Raw genomic sequence first — 20,894 nt, forward strand, 5'->3', positions numbered from 1 at the left:
TGCCCGAAATGCGTAAGCGTCGCGTTAATCTGGAGGTTTTTACGCGGCCAGCGCGAGCGCGCCCGGGATCAAGCCATCGAGCGCGATCGCCAGGATCGGCTCGCCATCGCGCTCGACAATGCCGCGCCCGACCTTCAGCCACCCTTTATCCAACAGGATGCCGGCCGATAGCGGCGTAAGATCGAAGGGGGCGACGTCATCCAGCGCATCGACGAGAATGGCGTAATAATGGCCTTCGACGATGGTGATGATGGCGCGGCCCGCATCGACCTCCGCCGCTTCAAGACCCAACGCCGCGCGCGTGTCGATGACGGTGACGACGCGGCTGCGCAAGGCGGCGAGGCCGCGCACCTGACGTTCCGCGCGTGGGACCGGGATGATGCTGCCGATGTCGACGACCGACTCGACCTGGCTGGATTCGATCGCCACCGGCCGCCCGGCGATTTGTGCAATCAGGAACAACGCCATTATCGACCTCCCGTCGAGCGCGCGACCGCCGCCAGCAGCGCTGGCCGGTCGTAGCGGAAAATGCTGCCGTCATCGCCGTCGGCGTCGCGGCGCAGACGCACGACGGGAACCGTCGCGGCGCTCCCGGTCGGATCGTCGCTCATCCGCACTACCACGCGCGGCGTCTCGCCCGGTCGCAGCATGGTCGCAACGCGATACCCCGCGCCTTCCAGCACGGGTTTCAGGAAGGTCGTCATCCAAGCGGTCTCTGGGCCATCGAACAGGCACAGCGGCGCATCGCTGACGGTGCCGGCATCGGCATGGCTCGCAAACAGCCAGTGCAGATCGATCACTTCGATCTGATCGCCATCGATCGCCACGACACCCGCAATCGGCCCGGCATCGTGCGCCGGGACAACGGTTTCCGGGAGTTCAACGATATCGATCGCTTCGCCAATCGCGTAACCAATCTCGACAGAGCCATCGCGCAGCCGCACGACCGACACCGTCGATTGCGGTGCCCATTCGCCCAAGGCGACGAGCGGGATGATCCCGCCCTCGACCGACAAGCGCAATCGGCCCGCCGAAAAGCGAATTGCGGAAGCGGAAACGGGCTCGACACGATCGATCACCGACAGTGGCAGCACCCGGCGCACCCCGTCGAGATCGTCGAACAACAGCGCCTGCACACCGGGGACCACGGCCTCCGCCTCGATCTCTTCAACCATCGCCTCACGCCCGAACACCAGGCCCGCGACATGCGCGATACCGGCGCAATCGAGCATCAGCATTGGCAGCCCGCTATCGGGCAGCGTCTGTCCGGCATAGACCCCGGTCGCCATGATGGCTGGCGCGGCCGGCTTGATGACCAGTTCCTCATGATCGAGCACCGAATCGACCGCGAGCGCGTAGCTGCCGCCCGATGCGCTGACGATCGCCAGCATCACCGGCGACCGCGGCCCGAAGCCGAGCAAATCGCCAAGGTCGATCAACGGCATCCGCCGGTCGCGCACGGTTGCGCTCAACGTGTCGCCAATGCGATCGATGCGGATCATATCGCCACCGACGCGGACGATTTCCTCGATCACCTGACGCGAAATGGCAAAGCGCTGATCGCGCACACCAACGCCGATGGTGGACATGATCGAGAGCGTAAGTGGCACATGGATGGAGATTCGCAGCCCCTTGCCGGGCGCATTGTGCAATTCGATCCGCCCGCCAATCTGCTCCACATTGGCGCGCACCACATCCATCCCGACGCCGCGGCCGGAAATGGCGGTGGCCATGTCCTTGGTCGAAAGGCCGGGCTCGAAAATCAGATCGAGCTTTGCCTGCTCGCTCATGCTGCGCAATTGCGCGTCGCTGCGCAGCCCTGCGTTCGCGACCTTCGCGACGAGCCGATCGGTATCGACCCCCTGACCATCGTCGCTGATCTCGATGACGATCTGGTTGCCCGATTGCCGCGCCGCCACGTTGAGCCAGCCATTCTCACGCTTGCCCAGCGCGCGGCGCAGCGCCGGGGCTTCGATGCCGTGGTCGATCGAATTGCGGATGATGTGAACGAGCGGATCGCGCATCATCTCGATCATCTCGCGGTCAAGCTCGACGTCGCTGCCCTCAATATGCAGCGTCACCGATTTGCCGAGTTCGGTCGCGGTATCGCGCACCATGCGCGGCAGCGCCGAGAACAAAGCGTCGATCTTCTGCATGCGCGTCCGCGTGACCGTGTCGCGCATTTCGGCGACGGTCAGCGAGAGCCGCTCGAGCGCGGCCTCGACGACCGGGTCGGCCCCTCCATCGCGCACGCGCCGCGCCAGTTCGTTGCGGGCCAGCACCATGTCGGACATGCCGCTCATCATCCGGTCGAGCAAATCGACGTTGAGGCGGACACTGCGGCTGGGGGAGCGCGGTGCCGACACCGCCTGGGGTGCCGCCATTTCGGCACCCGTATCCAGCGCTGCGATCAGCAGGTCTTCGCCCGAATCGTCAAGGGCATGGCCGGCGTCGATCGCCTCGACGATCTCGCCAATCCTGTCGACAATCGCCAGCACGGCGTTGACAAGCCGGGTATCGGGCGCGCGCTCGCCCGATCGCACCGCCGCCAAGACGTCTTCGGCGGCATGGCTCAGTCGCGCAAGGCGCGGCAGATCGAGAAAACCGCAGCTGCCTTTCACCGTATGGACGAAGCGAAAGATCGCATCGAGCCGGTCGCGATCGTCCGGCGCGGATTCCCATGCGACGATCTCGCCCGAGAGCGCTTCCAGCGTCTCGCGCGTCTCGGCGATGAATTCCTGTAAGAGATCGTCCATGGGCCCCCGCGTAGCGCTGCACGCGGTCATGGCCGAACAGTGGTTAAGGCAGAGTTATCCTGCCTTGAAGGCCGCGCCGAACAACAGCACCGAATCCTCGGGGTCGGAAACCTGGACGATCCCGCCGCCCTCGGCGACCAACGCCTGCACAAGATACGCGGCTGCCGCCCGCGGGGTGATGACGGCTTCGCCCTGCGTTCCGGTCAAGGCCGCCCGCATTTCGGCATCGAGCACGATGCGCGGGCCATCGGCGCGGACGACGATTTCGACCTGACCATCATTGCTTTCCGCGCCGACATCGAGCTGTCCACCGCGCACCAGCGCATCGCCCGCGATCAGCGCGAGATTGAGCAATACCTTGATGGCCGGCTTGGGCAGCGTCGCGTCCTCGACCAGCCAGCCGAGCTTGACCTTGTGTCCGTCGCCGAACAGCCCCTCGATCGCCGCGCGCGCTTCGCGCGAATCGACCGATTCGCCGAAACCGCCGGCTGCGCCAAAAGCGAGCCGGAAGAATTTCAGCTTGTTGGCGGACGCCTTGGCGCTGTCGCTCAGCAGTTCCAGGCAGCGCGCGCGCATTTCCGGGTCATGCTCATCCGCGAGCAGTTCCAGTCCGTTATTGAGTGCGCCCACCGGGCTCAGCAAATCGTGGCACAGGCGCGAGCACAGCAGGCTTGCGAAATCGGCGGCGCTGATCGTCATTGGTTGTTTGGCTTTCGGATCATGACTTGATCGCTCTTCTGGCGATGCACGGCGGAGGAAGCAACCCACTGCATCCCTATTGGTGTCAGACTTCCTCGATCCGATACGGCACGGCCTCGAACCGCCCGGCATGCGCGCCCTCGCAAACGGCGCGATAACAGGCGACGGTCTGCCCCGCGATGATGATCCACAATGCCCCATCGGGTGCGGCGGCGGCCGCGTCGCGCGCCGAGGGTGTTGCGACCCCATTGGGGTGCGAGTGATAGTAGCCGAGCAACGCAGGACCACCATCGCGCGCGGCACGATGCGCCGCGATAAGGGCAGCGGGGTCGATCTCGAACGCGTGGGCGGGCTCCGCCGCGACGTTGCGACAGGCACGCACCGCTTCCAACCGCTCCGCCGTGCCGAACAGCAGGCCGCACACCTCCACGTCCGGCATATTTGCGGCTTCGTTTAGCAGTCGCGCCAACAGAGTGCTTGAAATCTCCAACGTCATGCCCAGATTCTAGTCCATGAACCGGGGGGTGGCCACTCTTGAAGCGCGGGTTTCCGCAACCGCGCAGGGGTTGCGCCTCGACCGCGCGCTGGCCGATGCGCTGCCGGATGTCTCGCGCGAACGGCTGAAGGCGTTGATCGCAAGCGGGGCCGTTACCGATCCGCGCGGGCATGTCGCCAATGATCCGTCGGGCAAGGCGATTGCCGGGGGCCTGTATCTGGTCGCCGTCCCCGCCCCCACGCCCTCGCATAACGCCGCGCAGGACATCGCGCTCAACGTCGTGTTCGAGGATGACGAACTGATCGTGATCGACAAACAGGCGGGGTTGGTCGTCCATCCGGCGGCGGGGAATGCCGACGGCACGTTGGTCAACGCGCTGCTCCACCACTGCGCGGGCAACCTTTCCGGGATTGGCGGCGTAGCGCGGCCGGGCATCGTCCACCGCATCGACAAGGACACGTCAGGCCTGATGGTCGCGGCCAAGACCGACCGCGCGCATGAGGGCCTGGCCAAGCAATTTCACGACCACAGCATCGACCGGCGCTATAAGGCGATCGTGTCAGGGCAGCCCGCCCCGCCTACCGGAACCGTCGACGCACCGCTCGCGCGATCACCCTCCAACCGCAAGAAGATCGCGATCGTCCCCGGCGGCAAACGGGCGGTCACGCATTTCACCACGATCGAACGCTTGCAGGACGCGGCATTGGTCGAATGTCGGCTGGAAACCGGACGGACGCACCAGGTCCGCGTGCATATGGCCTCGCTCGGTCACCCCTTGCTCGGCGACCCGGTTTACGGTAGAACAAAGCAGGCCCACAAAGCCACTTTGGAAACCTTGGGTTTCCGGCGTCAGGCGTTGCACGCCGCCCGTTTGGGGTTCATTCATCCGGTGACAAGTAACGCTTTGGCGTTCGATAGCGAAATGCCTGCCGACATGCAGGAACTGTTCTATAGACTGTTTGTATAGGTTTCGGCTGGCGTGTGCCTCTGGCACGGTCCAGCTTCGATAAAGGGAGACACGATCATGGCAGCCCGCAGCAACGTCCCCGCGACGATCCCCGCCCTTGGCGGCGAGGCGAGCCTCAATCGCTACCTGTCGGAGATCAAGAAATTTCCGATCCTCGCGCCCGAGCAGGAATATATGCTCGCCAAGCGCTTCGAAGAGCATGGTGACACCGATGCCGCCGCGCAATTGGTCACCTCGCATCTGCGCCTCGTGGCGAAGATTGCGATGGGCTATCGCGGTTATGGCCTCCCCGTGTCGGAGCTCATCTCGGAGGGCAATATCGGCCTGATGCAAGGCGTTAAGAAGTTCGAGGCCGATCGCGGCTTCCGCTTGGCGACCTATGCGATGTGGTGGATCCGCGCCTCGATCCAGGAATTCATCCTGCGCTCGTGGAGCCTGGTGAAAATGGGCACCACCGCCGCGCAAAAGAAGCTGTTCTTCAACCTGCGCCGGATGAAGTCCAAGCTCGACGCGTTCGAGGATGGCGATCTGTCGCCTGAGCATCTCGCCAAGATCGCCAAGGATCTGGGGGTCACCGAGGACGAAGTCACCAGCATGAATCGCCGCATGGCGATGGGCGGCGATACCTCGCTCAACGTGCCGATGCGCGAAGATGGCGAAGGCCAGTGGCAGGATTGGCTCGCCGACGACTCGCCCCTGCAGGACAGCGTCGTTGCCGAAGCGCAGGAAGCCGATGTCCGCCACGAAATGCTCACCGCCGCGATGGACGACCTCAACGAGCGCGAAAAGTTCATCCTGACCGAACGCCGCCTGACCGACGAGCCCAAGACGCTTGAGGAACTGAGCCAGGTCTATGGCGTGTCGCGCGAGCGCGTCCGCCAGATCGAGGTGCGCGCGTTCGAGAAGCTGCAAAAGGCGATGATGCGCATCGCGGGCGACAACCGGATGCTGGTCTCCGCCTGATCGCATAGCGTTTCTTCCCTCGACACTGCTCCCGCGCTACGCAAAGCCTCGGGAGCATGTCATGGGACCAGGGAACGCCGATGTCGGAACGCATGTGCAACAGTCCGAACTGAACCCGCGTGCGCGCCCTCGTCCGAAACGCGGCCTGCTCGGACGTGTGGTCGGCTGGGCGCTCCGCGCGGTGATCGCCTTCGTGATCGTGTCGGTCTTCATGGTGGTGCTCTACCGCTTCGTGCCGCCGCCGATCACGTTGACCATGGTCGGCGATGCGCTGGGCGGGCACGGCATCGACAAATCCTGGCGGCCGCTATCCAAGATCGACCCCAACATGGCGCGTGCGGCGATTGCGGGCGAGGATTCGCGCTTCTGCTTGCATAACGGGTTTGATCTGCACGCGATCGAAACCGCTTATCTGCGCAATGCAAGCGGTGGGCGCATCCGCGGCGGATCGACCATCAGCCAACAAACCGCCAAGAACGTCTTTCTAATTCAGGGCGGCGGCTATGCGCGCAAAGCGTTGGAGGCGTATTTCACCGTCCTGATTGAAAACATCTGGGGCAAGCGCCGGATTATGGAGGTCTATCTCAATGTCGCCGAGACCGGCATTGGGACGTATGGCGTCGACGCTGCGTCACGGCGCTATTTCGGCCATGACGCAAGCCACCTGACGCCTGACGAAGCTGGCCGGATCGCCGCTGTGCTGCCACTCCCAAAGAAGCGCGCGGCGATCGCGCCACGCGGATTCACCCGCCGCCACGGCAACACTATCACCCGCCGGGTGGGCGTCGTCCGTAACGACGGGCTGGACCGCTGCTTGCGCTAAACCTTATTTGGTCGCGTCGTCCGCCGCCTTCGAAGCGCTGTCGCCGACCTTCTTCGCGCTGTCGCCCACATCCTTTGCCGCACCGGCGATCGCGTCGGTACGCACATTGTCATTCAGGCTCTTGTTGAACAGATAGAACGCGCCAACTGCGACCGCGATCAACAGAACAATGCCGATGAAGATTGCGCCGCCGCCGCTGCGACGTTCGATCACAGTGGTGTGCGGGGTCTCGGTTACTTGCTCGCTCATGCTATCCTCCTGCTTTTATCTGCAGGGTGGAACGGGTTGCACGGGCGATCGTTCCGTTATCGCCCCCCGATCAGAAGGGCAGCTTGAACCCCGGCGGCAGCGGGATGCCGCTGGTCATCTTGGCCATTTCTGCGCCCGATGCCGCATCAGCCTTGGCCTTGGCATCGTTGAACGCGGCGACGACGAGATCCTCGACCATCTGCTTCTCGCTCGGCTGCAGCAGCGATTCGTCGATCTCGATGCCGATGATCCGCCCCTTGGCCGACGCCCGCACCTTGACCAACCCGCCGCCGGCGACGCCCTCGACTTCGATCTTGTCGAGCCCGTCCTGCGCCTTGGTCAATTCGGCCTGGACGTTCTGCGCCATGGCCATGATGTCTTCGATACTCTTCATGCCGTCATACTCCGCTTCGCCGCCAGCAGGCGGTCAATTTCACTCTCCGGAACCTCGGCGTCGGGGAACGCCTCCAGCGCCGCCGCGATCACCGGCGTTGCCAGAATCTCGGCCTTGAACGCCTCGCGCTGCGCCGCTTCGGCCTCGCGCACCGTCGGCGCGCCCGGCGTCGGCGCGGTCGTCACTTTCCAGGCACGCCCGGTGACGCGCTTCAGCGTGATCGCCAATTCTGCGACCAGATCGGGCGAAATCGGGCGCGCCGAGCTCAGCACCAGATCGCTGCCATCGAGGCTGACAATGCTGGCGTGATGCACCACGCGCGACGCCAAAGCGAGTTCGCCCGAACCCTCGAGCAAGGCCACGATCTGGCTGATCGAGCGGGGTAAGTCTGCCTCCTCCAGCGCGGCCGCCGCGCTCGCTACGGGGGCAGCCGGAGCCGCCGCTGCGGCGGGGGCCGGGGCCGCCGCGTTGAGCGGCACGCCAGTGCTAATCATCCGCGCCAGCTCGCCCGGATCGGGCAAGGTCGAGGCATGGACCAGCCGCAGCAGCGCCATCTCGCACGCTTCGATCGGCATCGCCGCGCGGGCAACTTCGTCATGGCCCTTGAGCAGCAATTGCCACAGCCGGTGCAATGCGGCGAAGGACAGCGACGACGCCCAGTCCAGCAACGCCTCGCGCTCCTCGGTCGCCTGCCCGGCTTCCTGCTGCGCACCGAGCTTGACCAAGGTGGTGGCATGAACGGTCTCCAGCAGCCCGCGCAGCACGCCGAGCGGATCGACCCCCAGATCATATTGCCGCCGCAGCGCCGCCAATGCGCCGATCCCGTCGCCCGCGAGCAGCAGCATCATCAAATCGCGGATCGCCCCGCGATCGGACAGGCCGAGCATATCGCGCACCGCACCCGCGCTGACCGCGCCGCCATCCATATCGGCATGGGCGATCGCCTGGTCGAGGATCGACAGCCCGTCGCGCGCCGACCCTTCCGCCGCCCGCGCGATCAGCCCCAGCGCCTCAGGCTCGGCCTCAACCCCCTCGGCCGCGACCACGCGCGCGAAATGCTCGGCCAGCAAATCCGCCGGAATGCGCCGCAGATCGAAGCGCTGGCAGCGCGACAGCACCGTCACCGGCACCTTGTTGACCTCGGTCGTCGCCAGCACGAACTTCACGCCCTCGGCCGGTTCCTCCAGCGTCTTCAGCAGCGCGTTGAACGCGTTCTTCGACAGCATGTGGACTTCGTCGATGATGTAGATCTTGTAGCGCGCAACGAACGCCGTCATCCGCGAGGCATCGATCACCGCGCGCATGTCGTCGACGCCGGTATGGCTGGCGGCGTCCATCTCGATCACGTCGATATGCCGCCCCTCAGCAATGCCGACACACGGCTCGCACACCCCGCACGGGTTGATCGTCGGGCCACCCTGCCCGTCCGGCCCGATGCAGTTGAGCGCCTTGGCGAGCAGACGCGCAGTCGAGGTCTTGCCGACCCCGCGCACGCCGGTCAGCAGAAACGCATGCGCCAGCCGCCCGCGCCGGATCGCATTGCCGAGCGTGGTGACCATCGCATCCTGGCCGATCAGCTCGGCAAAGGTCTGCGGCCGATATTTGCGCGCGAGCACGCGGTACGCGTCGCTCTTCGCCGGAGCGGGCGGTTCGCCCAGGTCGAAGCCGGGGGTCTCGTCAGCGGGATACAGGGAGTCGGACATTGCGGTCTATCTAGGGGCAGCGGGGGGAATTGTCGAAGGGTTGGTGTGCCCAAGACCCGTTGCCGAAAGCGCGCACAGTCGATACTGCCATTATATGGCAGTATCGCTCCTTACGACCATATTGGAAGGACCAGCATGTCTCGCGCACAGCGGCTGCTCGACTTGATCCAGCTTTTGCGGCGCCATCGGCGCGCTGTGGCGGGTGCAGCGCTGGCCGAGGAACTCGGTGTCTCGCTGCGTACCGTGTATCGCGACATCGAGGCCTTGAAGGCCCAAGGCGCACAGATCGACGGCGAAGCCGGCGTAGGCTATGTCCTTCGCCCGGGCTTCATGCTGCCGCCGCTGATGTTCTCCGAGGAGGAGATCGAGGCATTGGTGCTGGGATCACGGTGGGTTTCGGAACGTGCGGACGGACTTTTGGGCAAGGCCGCGCGCAACGTGCTTGCCAAGATCGGCGCAGTATTACCCCCCGATTTGAAGGACGGCATCGATGCCTCGGGATTGTTGATCGGCCCAGGCGCGCCAATTGCCGCCGGGGACGCGGAGCTTCCTACCATCCGTCAGGCGATCCGGTCCGAACGGATGCTGCATATTGCCTATGCCGACGAATATGGCAGCGCGACGCAGCGAACCATCTGGCCGTTTGCGTTGGCGTTTTACGATCGCGTGCGCGTTGTCGTCGCGTGGTGCGAGTTGCGCGGCGGCTATCGACATTTCCGAACCGACCGAATCACCGAATTAGCCGTGACGGCCGGTCGCTATCCACGCCGACGCGGCGCGATGCTCAAAGAGTGGCGCACGCTGCGCGGCATCCCCGAGCAATAGTCCTCGAGGGATAACGCTACGAGCAATCGACTGCTGACATAAGCTGACAGCATGAGGTCGTAAAAGGTCCCTGCAGGCACGCAATTCCCCGCGCTGCCGATGTGAGGAGACTTTCAATGCCCGATTTCAGCTTTCTGCTGCTGCACGTCGCGGACCATGCTGCCAGCGCCACATTTTACACGACGTTGCTCGACATCCCGATTATCGAACAGAAACCGGGCTTTTCGATGCTGCCGTTGCGCGATGGCGTCATGTTGGGCCTTTGGGACAGCGACACGGTCGAACCGCAAAGCAGCGGTCAATCCGGTGCCAATGAAGTCGCGTTTGCCGTTGCTGACGCGGCGGCGGTGGACGCGACGCACGACGTCTGGCAGCGGCGCGGCGTGACGATCCTTCAAACACCGACCGAGATGAGCTTCGGTCCCACCTTCGTTGCAATCGATCCCGATGGGCATCGCCTTCGGGTGTTTGCGCCAGCGACGGCGTGAAGCACCCCGGCAAAGCCGGGTCGTCGGACGGGCCTTGCCCGCCGGCCGCGCCTGTCAGCGTGGCGAGGCACAGCCTCGCTCTCGCTGGCTGCGCGGTGGGAGCTGGCACGACCCGCGGCGAAATCCTTGTGGCGGCTTCCTTCCGGATCTGACCAGTTGGCGAAGACCATTTCCGGCCGATCGCGACGTGCGCCTCAGCGCAGCACGATCGCCACCGCAAGCATCACCGCCCCCGCCAGGATCGCGCCCGCAATCCAGCGCGCGCCCGTCACGATCGCGCGAGACGGATCGGCATGCGGCGCGTCCACCGGCTCCTGATCCAGCCGCCGGATTACCGCGCGCACCAGCCGGGGCGCATCCCCGCCGATCTTGCTCAGCTCCCATGCCAGCGCTTGCAGCACCGATGCCCAATGGTCGGGCGAGAGTCGCGCCCGCGCCATGCGCAGCGATGCCCGCTGCATCGCGCTCGCCAAATCGAAATCGGGTTCGATCGCCTGCAGCACCCCGTCGATCGTCATCAACGCCTTGAACATCAGCAACAGGTCGGGCGGCATCGTCATGCCTTCATCGCGCAGCAACGGCAGCAAATCCGCCACGATCGCGCTCAGTTTGATCGGCCCGCCGCCATGCCGCGCGATCAACCGCTCGGCCGCCGCCTGCACCCGGTCCCGCGCGACACCGCTGCCCGCACTCCACGCGCCGAACACGTCCGCCAATTGCTCGGGATCGGCCGAGGACAAGGATTGCACGAACGCGATCACTTCCTCGCGCCGCCGTGGCGACACATGCCCGATCATGCCGAGATCGAGCAACGCGATGCGATTGCCCGGCAGGCACAGCAAATTGCCGGGATGCGGGTCCCCGTGAAAGCGCCCGTTGATCATCACCATATCGAGCACCGCGTCGGCCCCCAGCGCGGCGATCACCGCAGGCTCGAGCCCGGCCGCCCGCAAGGTCGCGGCGTCGCGCGGCGGCACGCCCTCGATAAAATCCATCACCAGCAGTGTTTCGGAGGTCCATTGCCAGTGGATTTCGGGGATGACGACGCGCGGCTCCTGCGCGAAATCGGCGCGCAGGCGATCGGCATTGCGCCCCTCGCTGGTAAAATCGAGCTCCTCCAGCACCGCTTGCGCCAATTGCCGCACCAATTCGCGCGGACGAAAACGCCGCGCTTCGGCACTGCTCGTTTCGGCCAGCGCCGCCAGTTCGGCGATCAGCCGCAAATCCGCCTCCATCCGCTGGCGGATATCTGGGCGGCGGATCTTGAGCACCACCTGCGTCCCGTCGCCGAGCGTCGCCCGGTGGACTTGCGCCATCGAGGCGGCAGCGAGCGGCACCGGGTCGAAGGCGGCGAACGCGGTTTCCGGCGCCTGCCCCAGCGCCGCTTCGACCGCCGGCCGCAGCGTCTCGAACGGCAGGGTCGGTGCGCTGCTGTGGAGTTGCTCCAGTTCCGCCACCCATTCGGGCGTCAACAGGTCACCGCGCGTCGCCAGGATCTGCCCGAGCTTGACGAAGGTCGGCCCCAATTCTTCCAGCGCCTGGCGGGTGCGTCGCGGCAGCGTCATGGCGTCATCATCGCCGGCGGCGTCGTTCGGCACGCGTTCCAGCCCGAGCCGCGCTAGCAGCACACCAAGCCCGAAGCGCGATGCGATCTGGACGATTTCGCTCAGCCGCTGGCGATCGCGTCCCGCAACCAGCAAGGTTTTGATCATCATGGCCTGCCCATACCTGATACCGACATCTCAAAAATCCTCCCCGGCACGGGGAGCGGGACCCTGAGCATTTAGCGAAGGGTGGAGGGGGTGCGCCACACACGCAGCGCTCATAAAAGAAGGGAGCCGCCCCGGCAAAGCCGGGTCGTCGGACGGGCTTTGCCGGCCGGCCGCGCTGGCGCGTCTTGTGCGCAGCTTTGCTGCGTACATGCGCGCGGCGCGGGTGGGAGCCGGAACGACCCGCAGCGAAATCGTTGTGGCTGCTTCCTTCCGGATCTGACCATGTTGGCGACGACCACGTCCGCCCGACTCCCGCGCTGCCTATGGCGGGGTCGGGCGAAAGGATCAAGCCTGTCTCGACCGAAGTCGAAACCGGCCCTTAGCGGCGCACCGTCCGGCAGGTGCGGATACGCTTGTGATGGCGATAGACCGTGCGGCACACTTTGCGGGTGTGCGGACGCCAGCCACGGTTGCGCTCGGTGTGGACGACGGTGCGTTCGACCCGGCGATCATGCTGGCGCTCGACCTGTGCGCTCGCGCTGGCGGGGGCCATGGCGGCAGCGGCGATCAGGCCCGCCGAGATCAGGGCTGCGAATTTCATGGGATCATCTCCTGTATCGTGCCGAGGTGGCACCACAGGCAAATGATCAACGGCCCTGCATGTTCCGCACTTCGCCCGGAATCCGCACGGTGAGCTGCTCCAGCTGCTCGCCGAGCAAGATCTGGCAGGCCAGACGACTGGTGCGCGTCGCCCCCGCTGCCAGGTCCAACATATCCTCTTCATCCTCGCTTGCGGGCGGCAATTTGGCGAAATCTTCCGCTGCGACGATCACATGGCAGGTCGAACACGCCATCTGCCCCTCGCATGTGCCTTCCAGCGGCTGTCCATCGGCCTGCGCCACTTCCAGCAGCCGCGCGCCACTTTGCGCGGTCACCTCGCGGATCGTGCCGTCGGTGCCGATGAAACGAACCAGGGTCATGCAGCAATCCTTTGCGCGTCGGCGGCCAGCATGATGCGGTCGATCGCGTCGGTCAATTCGGCCTCGCTGGTATAGCGCCCGAAGCCGATGCGGAGGCTCGATCGCGCCTGCGCTTCGCCGAGGCCGATCGCGCGCAGCACATGGCTCGCCCGCCCCGACCCGCTGGCGCAGGCCGATCCCGCCGAGAACGCCACGTCGCGCAAGCGCGACATCAGCCGCGCCACGTCCAGACCATCGCGCCGGACGTTGAGATTACCGCGATAGCGCTGGTCGCGCGACCCGTTGATTTGCCAGTCGGGGCCGAGACGCTGCGTCGCCAGCGTCCACAACCGTTCGACATGCGCCGCGTCCTCCGCACCCCGCGTCGCCATCAGCGCCGCCGCCGTTCCGAACCCCGCGCACAAGGCCGGGGACAGCGTGCCCGACCGCCCAAACGCTTCCTGCCCGCCGCCATGCAGCAGCGGCGCGAGCATAATGCCGCCCCGCACCCACAAAGCGCCGATTCCCTTCGGCCCATAGATCTTGTGCCCCGACACCGCGACCAGATCGCAGGCGGCAGGAATGTCGACCCGCCCATACCCCTGCACCGCATCGCACAGCAAAAGCGCGCCCGCCGTATGCGCGATCTCGGCCAGCGCGGCGATCGGTTGGATCACGCCAATCTCATTATTGACCAGCATCGCCGCGACCAGTTTCGTGCCCGGCATGATCGCCCCGCGCGCCTGATCGAGATCGACCAGCCCGTCGCCCCCGACCGGCAGCACCGTCACCTCTTGTCCGCCCGAGCGCAGCGCCGCGACCGTGTCGAGCACGGCGGCATGTTCGCTCGCCAGCGTCACCACCGGGCCGCCCAGCCCCTTGATCGCCCAGTTGAGCGCCTCGGTCGCGCCGCTGGTGAACGCGAGCGTCCCCCCCGGCGGCAGCAGCGCCGCCACCTGATCGCGCGCCACTTCCACCACCGCCTTGGCCTTGCGCCCGGCGGCATGCGCCGAATGCGGATTGGCATGCTGATCACGCAGCCACGGCAGCATTGCGTCGAGCGCTTCGGGGGCGAGCGGTGTGGTCGCCTGATAATCGAGATAGATCATGCCGCAAACGCACGGGCAGAGCGCGCGACAGTGCGCCATTCGGTGATGAAGCGCTCGACATCCGCCGCGCTGGTGTCGCGCCCGAAGCTCACGCGAACCACCTCGCGCGATGCCTCCACGCTCCACCCCATTGCGCCAAGCACATGGCTGGGTTTCATGCTGCCCGACGAGCACGCGCTCCCCGCCGACACCGCAATCCCCGCCATATCGAACCGAATCAGCTGCGTCGCAGCAGCCAGCCCCGGCATCCGGTACGACCCGATCGCCGGATGGCGCGGCGCAGCGGCGGCGACCACTTCCCCGCCCGAGCGCGCAATCGCATCGTCAAGCCGCGCGCGCAGCGGCACCAGCCGCGCGACCTCCTCCCGCTCCGCCAAAGCCGCCGCAAACCCGAGCGCGGCAGGCATATTCTCGGTCCCCGCGCGATACCCCCGTTCCTGCCCGCCCGTCGGCGCCAACGTAGCAAGGTCGCGCACCAGCAACGCGCCAATCCCGATCGGCCCGCCGCGCTTATGCCCCGAAATCGCGATGAAATCGGCATGTTCCGCCACCGCGCCATCGGCCCCGGCAGGCATTTGCGCGGCATCGACCAGCAGCAATCCGCCCGCCGCGTGGGTCAGTTCGGCAATCGCCGCAATCGGCTGCCGCACGCCCGTTTCGCTATTGCACCACTGCACCGCCACAATTGCGCGCGGGCCTTCCAGCAGAGCGGTCACCGCATCGAGATCGAGCAGCCCCTGCGCATCCACAGGCAGCACACCCGCATCAGCCCCGGCGCGAATCACCGCATCATGCTCGACCGCCGAGATCAGCCGCCGCTCCGCCCCGCTCCTCGACAAAGCAATCGCCACCGACTCGCTCGCGCCGCTGGTCAGGATCGTCTCGCCCCGCCAGCCATAAGCGGCGGCAATCGCGGCGCGCGCCTGTTCCAGCTTCGCCCGCGCCGCGCGGCCCTCGGCATGCGGCGAGGATGGATTGGCCCAGGCCCGCATCCCCGCCTCCACTGCAGCGATGGCGGCGGGGCGCATCGGCGTGGTCGCGGCATGGTCGAGATACAGCCGCTCGCGGATCGGGGATTCGGGCAAAATGATGTCAACTTTCGGCAATGATTGCGCGGTGCGGGTGCGAGCCTATATAGCGCGCAATCCATCCTGCCCAAGCCTTGGGTATGGAACCACCTCCTTTGCCGTCAGCAGGTCCGATGCCAGAAGTCATTTTTCCCGGCCCCGATGGTCGTCTTGAGGGCCGTTTCGCGCCAGCTCCCCGCCCGCGCGCGCCCGTCGCGATGATCCTCCATCCGCATCCGCAAGCCGGCGGCACGATGAACAACCACATCGTGATGGAACTCTACAAGACCTTCCAGCGCCGCGGTTTCGCAACGCTGCGCTTCAATTTCCGCGGCGTCGGCAAGAGCCAGGGCACCTTCGACAATGGCGTGGGCGAACTGTCCGATGCCGCCAGCGCGCTCGATTGGGTGCAGAGCTTCCACCCCGAAGCCTCGACCACCTGGATCGCCGGCGTCAGCTTCGGCGCGTGGATCGGCATGCAATTGCTGATGCGCCGCCCGGAAATTCGCGGCTTCATCTCGGTCGCACCGCCCGCCAACATGTACGACTTCACCTTCCTCGCGCCCTGCCCCGCTTCGGGCATCATCATCCAGGCCGAGAATGACGAAGTCTCGCCCCCGCTCGCGACGCAGAAGCTGGTCGACAAGCTGCGCACGCAGAAGCACATCACGATCCACCACGACACCATCCCCAAGGCGAACCATTTCTTCGAGCACGAAATGCCGCAGCTGATGGGATCGGTGGACAAGTATCTGGATATGCGGCTCGATCCCAACTCGCCGATCAAGTGATCCTCGCCCCGCGCTGCCGTGTCAGGCGGCGCGGGATCAGCGTTACAGCGTCCAGATCACGACATTCCCCACCAGCACCCCCGCCATCACCAGCATCAGCACGCCCTTTTGCGTGTTCTGGCGCTTGGCAATCAGCATTCCGCCGCCGATGAGGCAGGCGATCGCCGCGAGCATGGCGATGGCGGGGGCGAGGGATTCGAGAGAGGTCATGATCTCCTCCTAACCGTTCGCTTCGAGCGAAGTCGAGAAGCCTGCACGCGAACCGGTTTCTCGACTTCGCTCGAAACGAACGGGTTGAGGGCGGCCCGCTCTCAGCCAGCGCCCGCCAGGACCGCCCCATAAGCCGCCAGATCCACATTTCCGCCCGACAGAAGCACCAACAGCCCCGGCTCGACCGGCACCTTACCCGTCAGCACCGCCGCCAGCGCAACCGCGCCGCCCGGCTCCACCACCAGCCGCAGCTTCTCCGCCGCCCAGCGCTGTGCCGTGCGGATTTCCGCCTCGCTCACCGCCACCCCGGTCGCCCCGCGCCGGGCAAGCACGTCGAAGGTCAGCGGAGAAACCCGCAACGTCTGCAGCGCATCGCAGGCCGTTGGCGGCGGCGCGTCGCCGACCGGCTCGATCCACCCCGCCTCCAGCGAGCGGCGCATGTCATCCCAGCCCTCCGGCTCCGCCACCGTGATCGTCGCCTCGGGCAAGGCCAGCGTCAGCCCCGCCGCCAGACCGCCACCGCCGCACGGCACCACCACGCGACTCGGCGCGCCCAAACCCAGCGTCGCCATCTGCGCCGCCGCTTCAATCCCGGCGCTGCCCTGCCCCTCGATCACCCAGGGATCATCGAAGCTCGGCACCAGCACCGCCCCGCGCGCTTCGGCCAGCCGCGCGGCGATCTTCTCGCGGCTCTCGGTTGCCCGATCATAGCTCACCACTTCGGCACCCAGTGCCAGCGTGTTCTCGCGCTTGGCCTTGGGCGCATCGGCCGGCATCACGATCGTCGCGGGCATCCCCAGCCGCCGCGCCGCCCAGGCGACTCCCTGCGCGTGATTCCCCGAGGAGAAAGCGACCACGCCTTTTTCCCGCTGGACGGGCTCGATCGCCGTCAAGCGGTGCCACGCCCCGCGCAATTTGAACGCGCCGATCGGCTGCAGGCACTCCGCCTTGAAAGAGACCTTAACCCCATGAATTTCAAGCACGAAAAGCGGTGTCTGCGGCACCACGGCGGCCACTTTGGCAGCGGCATCACGTACCCCGGCGCGGGTCGGCTGTCTTAAAATTGTCACTAATTATCTCCGCACGTTCAAAACCGCTTTACAATGCAAAAACGCGCCCCTATCTCGCCCATCCGCTGCCCCATGGGACTTCCAACCGCAAGGCAGCTTTTTTCACCGTAGGCGCAAGCCACTTGGAGGTCCCTTGAGTTGCACAAGCATCATCGCGCGCTGGGGTTAGCGACCACCCCTTCGATTACCAACACTGGTATCGACATCGCTAAGCAGCGGCCGGTTCAGCCGGTCACGCTGGTTCGTCCGCATGCGGCATCGCGTGCGGCCCGGTTCTTCGCAGAGAAGTTCCCGGGTCGTTCAATGTATGCCGTGAAAGCGAATCCGTCGCCTCAGCTCCTGCAGATTCTGTGGGATTCGGGCATCACCCATTTCGACGTCGCGTCGATTGCGGAAGTGCGTCTGGTTGCGGAAACGCTCCCCGAGGCGACCCTGTGCTTCATGCACCCGGTCAAGGCACCCGAAGCGATCCGCTCGGCCTATTTCGACTATGGCGTGAAGACGTTTTCTCTCGACAGCGTGGAAGAGCTGGAGAAGATCGTCGACGCGACCGATCACGCCGAAGACCTGACGCTGTGCGTCCGCCTTCGCGTGTCGTCGGAGCATAGCAAGCTGAGCCTCGCGTCGAAATTCGGTGCGGCACCGGGTGAGACCAAGGAACTGCTGTTCCGCGCTCGCCAGGCGGCGGATGCGCTCGGCATCTGCTTCCATGTCGGCAGCCAGGCGATGACGCCCGAAGCCTATGCCAATGCGATGGAGCGCGTTCGCGCCGCCATCGTCGATGCAGCGGTCACGGTCGACGTGATCGATGTCGGCGGCGGGTTCCCCTCGTCCTATCCGGGCATGGAGCCACCCCCGCTCGAGCGCTATTTCGAGACGATCCACCGTGCGTTCGAATCGCTGCCGGTCAGCTATTCGTCCGAACTGTGGTGCGAGCCGGGCCGTGCCCTGTGCGCCGAATACAGCTCGATCGTGGTGCGCGTCGAAAAGCGCCGCGGCGATGAGCTGTACATCAATGACGGCGCCTATGGCGCGTTGTTCGATGCGGCGCATATCGGCTGGCGCTTCCCGGTCGAATTGCTGCGCGAGCCCGAAAGCCGCTCGAAGGACATGGCGTTCAGCTTCTATGGCCCGACCTGCGATGACATGGACCATATGGCAGGCCCCTTCTATCTGCCGGCGGACGTGAAGGCAGGCGACTATCTCGAAATCGGGATGCTCGGCGCTTATGGTTCGGCGATGCGCACGGCCTTTAATGGCTTCGGATCGGACGAGACGGTGATCGTCGCCGACGAACCGATGGTCTCGCTTTATGGCGAGGACATGCCAGAGGTCGCCTCGAACGTCGTCACGCTGTAACACAGCACTATCACTATCGCCTGACCTCCTCCCCTCCCGCTCTGCGGGAGGGGTCGGGGGAGGGCATTTTGCTATTGGGGATGCGGACAGTCGGCCCTCCCCTAACCCCTCCGCCAAGCGGGAGGGGCATTTGGAGAAGATCATGACCGAAGTCCTCAACACCAACCGCAAGGCCGAGCTGCTCTCGACCACCGTCGAACATATCGACATCACCAAGTTCGACGCGCGCCCGATCGTCGACGCGATGAAGAAGATGAGCTTCACCAGCCGCGATCTCGGCCGCGCGACCGACATCTACAACCAGATGCTCGCCGATCCCGATTGCTCGATCTTCCTCGTCATCGCCGGGTCGACCTCGGCGGGTGGCTGTATGGATCTCTATGCCGAGCTGCTGCGCAACAACATGATCGACGGCGTGGTCGCGACGGGCGCGTCGATCGTCGACATGGATTTCTTCGAAGGGCTTGGCCACAAGCATTATCAGGCGCTCGAAGTGCCGGACGACGACACGCTGCGCTCGCTGCTGATCGACCGTATCTACGACACGTATATCGACGAAGAGCAGCTTCAGGACTGCGACCACACGATCTATGAGATCGCCAACAGCCTGGAACCCCGGCCCTATTCGAGCCGCGAGTTCATCCGCGAGATGGGCAAATACCTGGTCGAGAACGGCAAGAAGGAGAACAGCCTGGTCAAGCTCGCTTACGAGCATGACGTGCCGATCTTCTGCCCGGCCTTTGTCGATTCGTCGGCAGGCTTCGGTCTGGTCAAGCACCAGGTCGACCGCGCCAAGGAGGGCAAGCCGTACATGGTGCTCGACGCGATCGCCGATTTCCGCGAACTGACCGACATCAAGATCAAGGCCGGCACCACCGGCTTGCTGATGATCGGCGGCGGCGTGCCGAAGAACTTCATCCAGGACACCGTGGTCTGCGCCGAAATCCTCGGCCATGACGACGTGCAGGTCCACAAGTACGCCGTGCAGATCACCGTCGCCGACGTGCGCGACGGTGCCTGCTCGTCCTCGACGCTGCAGGAAGCGGCCTCGTGGGGCAAGGTCAACACCGGCATCGAACAGATGGTGTTCGCCGAAGCCGGTTCGGTCATGCCACTGCTGGCATCGGACGCCTATCATCGTGGCCTGTGGAAGACCCGCACCAAGCGTCGCTGGGGTGCGAGCTTCGACTGAACCCGCTAACGTCGCCGCGAATCCATAGGAGAGCGGCAATGTTGGACAGACGGTTGGTATTGGCAGGTGCCGTTGGGGCGACGCTGGGGATGCCCAGCGTCGCCCTTGCGCAATCAGGGGACACGACGGCCACACCGACATGGCCACCAGCCGAATCCTTTCCGCTGTGGCCCGGCAAAGCGCCGGGTGCCCCCGCCACTTTACCCATCCCCGCCCCTAGCTTTGATGGCTATCAGGGCAAGGAATTGTGGCTGCGCGGCATCGCCGTGCCTACGGTTGGCGTATTCCGCCCGGAACGGCCGGACGGGCGCGCGGTTCTGTCGATCCCTGGCGGTGGCTACGGCTTCGTATCGGTCAGCAATGAAGGCATCGACGTCGCGCGCGTGCTGAATGCGCGCGGGATTACCGTGTTTGTGCTCGCTTATCGCTTGCCCGGGGAAGGCTGGGCCAAGCGCGAGGATGTGCCGCTGCAGGACGCGCAGCGCGCCATGCGGCTGATCCGCGCCAATGCGACACGCTATGGCATCGACCCGGCGCGGCTGGGTACGATCGGCTTCTCCGCCGGGGGGCACCTCGCCGGAATGCTCGCCGTCGGCCATGCCGACCCCGTCTATACGCCTGTCGACCACGCCGACCATTTGTCCGCCCGGCCCGATTTCGCCGGATTGATATATGCGGTGACATCGTTCCAGACCGCCGGTTTCGATCCGACAGCCCCCGTAAACGGCCTGTTGGGGCCCAAGCCGTCGGCCGCGTTGCTCGATCGCTATGATCCGGCGCGCCGCCTCGATTCCAGCGCACCACCGCTGTTCCTCGCCCATGCGATGGATGACGGTGTCGTGCCGATCGCGCAATCGCTGCTGATGCTCGACCGCGCCCGCATCGAACGGGTGCCGGTGGAGGCCCATCTGTTCCAGCATGGTGGACATGGTTTCGGCGCGCTGCATCTGGCGGCAGGATCACCGGGTCTCGATTGGCCCGAACTGTTCTCGCGCTGGAGTGCGGCCCTGCCGCGACCTTAGGCGTGCCGCATCGCCGTCATTGCGAGACCGGACTATTTCG

Annotated in this window: 23 protein-coding genes and 1 other RNA gene; 9 read left to right on the forward strand and 15 right to left on the reverse strand. The window is 65.5% G+C overall.

All coding sequences use genetic code 11. The features are described from left to right. Window positions 1-39: 39 nt before the first annotated feature. From ON00_RS02310 to ON00_RS02325, 4 genes are all read right to left on the reverse strand, one after another. The gene (locus ON00_RS02310; protein WP_010402927.1) at window positions 40-468 is read right to left on the reverse strand and encodes a chemotaxis protein CheW; all 429 of its coding nucleotides are present in this window, start codon (window positions 466-468) and stop codon (window positions 40-42) included. After that, complete coding sequence (locus tag ON00_RS02315) at window positions 468-2,756, reverse strand: chemotaxis protein CheA (RefSeq protein WP_010402928.1); 2,289 nt, start codon at window positions 2,754-2,756, stop codon at window positions 468-470. The genes ON00_RS02310 and ON00_RS02315 overlap by 1 nt, the downstream gene beginning before the upstream one ends. A gap of 54 nt (window positions 2,757-2,810) precedes the next feature. Further along, entirely contained in the window at window positions 2,811-3,455 is a 645-nt protein-coding gene (locus tag ON00_RS02320) for a histidine phosphotransferase family protein (RefSeq protein ID WP_010402929.1), read from the reverse strand. Between the two features lie 85 nt (window positions 3,456-3,540). Next, complete coding sequence (locus ON00_RS02325) at window positions 3,541-3,951, reverse strand: M67 family metallopeptidase (RefSeq protein ID WP_040601572.1); 411 nt, start codon at window positions 3,949-3,951, stop codon at window positions 3,541-3,543. Between the two features lie 16 nt (window positions 3,952-3,967). Between ON00_RS02325 and ON00_RS02330 the strand changes: the two genes are divergently transcribed. From ON00_RS02330 to mtgA, 3 genes are all read left to right on the forward strand, one after another. Further along, on the forward strand, window positions 3,968-4,918 hold the full coding sequence (locus ON00_RS02330; protein WP_010402932.1) for an RluA family pseudouridine synthase: 951 nt from the start codon (window positions 3,968-3,970) through the stop codon (window positions 4,916-4,918). A gap of 57 nt (window positions 4,919-4,975) precedes the next feature. Next, entirely contained in the window at window positions 4,976-5,881 is a 906-nt protein-coding gene (gene rpoH, locus ON00_RS02335) for an RNA polymerase sigma factor RpoH (protein ID WP_010402933.1), read from the forward strand. 61 nt (window positions 5,882-5,942) lie between these two features. Continuing rightward, window positions 5,943-6,704, forward strand: coding sequence for a monofunctional biosynthetic peptidoglycan transglycosylase (gene mtgA / locus ON00_RS02340; protein ID WP_010402934.1), 762 nt, complete (start codon window positions 5,943-5,945; stop codon window positions 6,702-6,704). 3 nt (window positions 6,705-6,707) lie between these two features. Here mtgA and ON00_RS02345 read toward each other — a convergent pair whose 3' ends face one another. The 3 genes from ON00_RS02345 to ON00_RS02355 form a co-directional block, all read right to left on the reverse strand. Continuing rightward, window positions 6,708-6,953: a hypothetical protein gene (locus tag ON00_RS02345; RefSeq protein WP_010402935.1), complete on the reverse strand. Its 246-nt coding sequence runs from the start codon at window positions 6,951-6,953 to the stop codon at window positions 6,708-6,710. A 70-nt stretch (window positions 6,954-7,023) separates the two neighbouring features. After that, complete coding sequence (locus ON00_RS02350; RefSeq protein WP_010402936.1) at window positions 7,024-7,347, reverse strand: YbaB/EbfC family nucleoid-associated protein; 324 nt, start codon at window positions 7,345-7,347, stop codon at window positions 7,024-7,026. Beyond that, window positions 7,344-9,050: a DNA polymerase III subunit gamma/tau gene (locus ON00_RS02355; RefSeq protein ID WP_010402937.1), complete on the reverse strand. Its 1,707-nt coding sequence runs from the start codon at window positions 9,048-9,050 to the stop codon at window positions 7,344-7,346. Before ON00_RS02355 ends, ON00_RS02350 begins: the two co-directional genes overlap by 4 nt. Before the next feature lie 135 nt (window positions 9,051-9,185). Here ON00_RS02355 and ON00_RS02360 point away from each other — a divergent pair, with 135 nt between their 5' ends. Both ON00_RS02360 and ON00_RS02365 read left to right on the forward strand, forming a co-directional pair. Beyond that, window positions 9,186-9,875: a helix-turn-helix transcriptional regulator gene (locus tag ON00_RS02360; RefSeq protein WP_010402939.1), complete on the forward strand. Its 690-nt coding sequence runs from the start codon at window positions 9,186-9,188 to the stop codon at window positions 9,873-9,875. A gap of 116 nt (window positions 9,876-9,991) precedes the next feature. Continuing rightward, the gene (locus ON00_RS02365; protein WP_010402940.1) at window positions 9,992-10,363 is read left to right on the forward strand and encodes a VOC family protein; all 372 of its coding nucleotides are present in this window, start codon (window positions 9,992-9,994) and stop codon (window positions 10,361-10,363) included. A 194-nt stretch (window positions 10,364-10,557) separates the two neighbouring features. Here the strand turns inward: ON00_RS02365 and ON00_RS02370 are convergent, their stop codons facing one another. From ON00_RS02370 to ON00_RS02390, 6 genes are all read right to left on the reverse strand, one after another. Further along, a complete protein-coding gene (locus ON00_RS02370) occupies window positions 10,558-12,075 on the reverse strand; it encodes an ABC1 kinase family protein (RefSeq protein WP_029622359.1) in 1,518 nt (505 codons plus the stop codon). A gap of 219 nt (window positions 12,076-12,294) precedes the next feature. Beyond that, an RNA gene (gene ffs, locus ON00_RS20045) (signal recognition particle sRNA small type) lies at window positions 12,295-12,392 on the reverse strand. 62 nt (window positions 12,393-12,454) lie between these two features. Next, complete coding sequence (locus ON00_RS02375; protein WP_010402942.1) at window positions 12,455-12,676, reverse strand: hypothetical protein; 222 nt, start codon at window positions 12,674-12,676, stop codon at window positions 12,455-12,457. A gap of 46 nt (window positions 12,677-12,722) precedes the next feature. Continuing rightward, on the reverse strand, window positions 12,723-13,055 hold the full coding sequence (locus ON00_RS02380; protein WP_010402943.1) for a 2Fe-2S iron-sulfur cluster-binding protein: 333 nt from the start codon (window positions 13,053-13,055) through the stop codon (window positions 12,723-12,725). Further along, window positions 13,052-14,143: a cysteine desulfurase family protein gene (locus ON00_RS02385; RefSeq protein ID WP_010402944.1), complete on the reverse strand. Its 1,092-nt coding sequence runs from the start codon at window positions 14,141-14,143 to the stop codon at window positions 13,052-13,054. The genes ON00_RS02380 and ON00_RS02385 overlap by 4 nt, the downstream gene beginning before the upstream one ends. Further along, a complete protein-coding gene (locus tag ON00_RS02390) occupies window positions 14,140-15,171 on the reverse strand; it encodes a cysteine desulfurase family protein (RefSeq protein WP_050810953.1) in 1,032 nt (343 codons plus the stop codon). The genes ON00_RS02385 and ON00_RS02390 overlap by 4 nt, the downstream gene beginning before the upstream one ends. Before the next feature lie 173 nt (window positions 15,172-15,344). On the opposite strand from ON00_RS02390, the gene ON00_RS02395 reads away from it, so the two are divergent. Further along, window positions 15,345-16,001, forward strand: coding sequence for an alpha/beta hydrolase (locus ON00_RS02395; protein ID WP_010402947.1), 657 nt, complete (start codon window positions 15,345-15,347; stop codon window positions 15,999-16,001). Between the two features lie 42 nt (window positions 16,002-16,043). Here ON00_RS02395 and ON00_RS20830 read toward each other — a convergent pair whose 3' ends face one another. Both ON00_RS20830 and ON00_RS02405 read right to left on the reverse strand, forming a co-directional pair. Continuing rightward, window positions 16,044-16,211: a hypothetical protein gene (locus ON00_RS20830; RefSeq protein WP_029622360.1), complete on the reverse strand. Its 168-nt coding sequence runs from the start codon at window positions 16,209-16,211 to the stop codon at window positions 16,044-16,046. Window positions 16,212-16,312: 101 nt separating this feature from the next. Beyond that, a complete protein-coding gene (locus ON00_RS02405; protein WP_029622361.1) occupies window positions 16,313-17,281 on the reverse strand; it encodes a threonine ammonia-lyase in 969 nt (322 codons plus the stop codon). A 138-nt stretch (window positions 17,282-17,419) separates the two neighbouring features. Here ON00_RS02405 and ON00_RS02410 point away from each other — a divergent pair, with 138 nt between their 5' ends. The 3 genes from ON00_RS02410 (at window position 17,420) to ON00_RS02420 (ending at window position 20,854) form a co-directional block, all read left to right on the forward strand. Then, the gene (locus ON00_RS02410; protein ID WP_029622362.1) at window positions 17,420-18,640 is read left to right on the forward strand and encodes a type III PLP-dependent enzyme; all 1,221 of its coding nucleotides are present in this window, start codon (window positions 17,420-17,422) and stop codon (window positions 18,638-18,640) included. A 142-nt stretch (window positions 18,641-18,782) separates the two neighbouring features. Continuing rightward, a complete protein-coding gene (locus ON00_RS02415; RefSeq protein ID WP_010402950.1) occupies window positions 18,783-19,832 on the forward strand; it encodes a 1,9-bis(guanidino)-5-aza-nonane synthase in 1,050 nt (349 codons plus the stop codon). Between the two features lie 38 nt (window positions 19,833-19,870). After that, window positions 19,871-20,854, forward strand: a complete 984-nt coding sequence (locus tag ON00_RS02420) for an alpha/beta hydrolase (protein WP_010402951.1) — start codon at window positions 19,871-19,873, stop codon at window positions 20,852-20,854. The last annotated feature ends 40 nt before the right edge of the window (window positions 20,855-20,894 follow it).

This window comes from Sphingomonas echinoides ATCC 14820 (assembly GCF_000241465.1).
GTDB classification, from domain to species: Bacteria; Pseudomonadota; Alphaproteobacteria; order Sphingomonadales; family Sphingomonadaceae; genus Sphingomonas; species Sphingomonas echinoides.

What these genes read in the sequence shown, in the direction of transcription:
- ON00_RS02315 (WP_010402928.1), bottom strand. Translation starts at nt 2,756, where the DNA reads ATGGACGATCTCTTACAGGAATTCATCGCCGAGACGCGCGAGACGCTG.
- ON00_RS02355 (WP_010402937.1), bottom strand. Translation starts at nt 9,050, where the DNA reads ATGTCCGACTCCCTGTATCCCGCTGACGAGACCCCCGGCTTCGACCTG.
- ON00_RS02420 (WP_010402951.1), top strand. Translation starts at nt 19,871, where the DNA reads ATGTTGGACAGACGGTTGGTATTGGCAGGTGCCGTTGGGGCGACGCTG.
- ON00_RS02350 (WP_010402936.1), bottom strand. Translation starts at nt 7,347, where the DNA reads ATGAAGAGTATCGAAGACATCATGGCCATGGCGCAGAACGTCCAGGCC.
- ON00_RS02390 (WP_050810953.1), bottom strand. Translation starts at nt 15,171, where the DNA reads ATGCGCCCCGCCGCCATCGCTGCAGTGGAGGCGGGGATGCGGGCCTGG.
- rpoH (WP_010402933.1), top strand. Translation starts at nt 4,976, where the DNA reads ATGGCAGCCCGCAGCAACGTCCCCGCGACGATCCCCGCCCTTGGCGGC.
- ON00_RS02330 (WP_010402932.1), top strand. Translation starts at nt 3,968, where the DNA reads ATGAACCGGGGGGTGGCCACTCTTGAAGCGCGGGTTTCCGCAACCGCG.
- ON00_RS02345 (WP_010402935.1), bottom strand. Translation starts at nt 6,953, where the DNA reads ATGAGCGAGCAAGTAACCGAGACCCCGCACACCACTGTGATCGAACGT.
- ON00_RS02415 (WP_010402950.1), top strand. Translation starts at nt 18,783, where the DNA reads ATGACCGAAGTCCTCAACACCAACCGCAAGGCCGAGCTGCTCTCGACC.
- ON00_RS02310 (WP_010402927.1), bottom strand. Translation starts at nt 468, where the DNA reads ATGGCGTTGTTCCTGATTGCACAAATCGCCGGGCGGCCGGTGGCGATC.
- ON00_RS02320 (WP_010402929.1), bottom strand. Translation starts at nt 3,455, where the DNA reads ATGACGATCAGCGCCGCCGATTTCGCAAGCCTGCTGTGCTCGCGCCTG.
- ON00_RS02375 (WP_010402942.1), bottom strand. Translation starts at nt 12,676, where the DNA reads ATGAAATTCGCAGCCCTGATCTCGGCGGGCCTGATCGCCGCTGCCGCC.
- ON00_RS02380 (WP_010402943.1), bottom strand. Translation starts at nt 13,055, where the DNA reads ATGACCCTGGTTCGTTTCATCGGCACCGACGGCACGATCCGCGAGGTG.
- mtgA (WP_010402934.1), top strand. Translation starts at nt 5,943, where the DNA reads ATGGGACCAGGGAACGCCGATGTCGGAACGCATGTGCAACAGTCCGAA.
- ON00_RS02365 (WP_010402940.1), top strand. Translation starts at nt 9,992, where the DNA reads ATGCCCGATTTCAGCTTTCTGCTGCTGCACGTCGCGGACCATGCTGCC.
- ON00_RS02385 (WP_010402944.1), bottom strand. Translation starts at nt 14,143, where the DNA reads ATGATCTATCTCGATTATCAGGCGACCACACCGCTCGCCCCCGAAGCG.
- ON00_RS20830 (WP_029622360.1), bottom strand. Translation starts at nt 16,211, where the DNA reads ATGACCTCTCTCGAATCCCTCGCCCCCGCCATCGCCATGCTCGCGGCG.
- ON00_RS02360 (WP_010402939.1), top strand. Translation starts at nt 9,186, where the DNA reads ATGTCTCGCGCACAGCGGCTGCTCGACTTGATCCAGCTTTTGCGGCGC.
- ON00_RS02370 (WP_029622359.1), bottom strand. Translation starts at nt 12,075, where the DNA reads ATGATCAAAACCTTGCTGGTTGCGGGACGCGATCGCCAGCGGCTGAGC.
- ON00_RS02325 (WP_040601572.1), bottom strand. Translation starts at nt 3,951, where the DNA reads ATGACGTTGGAGATTTCAAGCACTCTGTTGGCGCGACTGCTAAACGAA.
- ON00_RS02395 (WP_010402947.1), top strand. Translation starts at nt 15,345, where the DNA reads ATGCCAGAAGTCATTTTTCCCGGCCCCGATGGTCGTCTTGAGGGCCGT.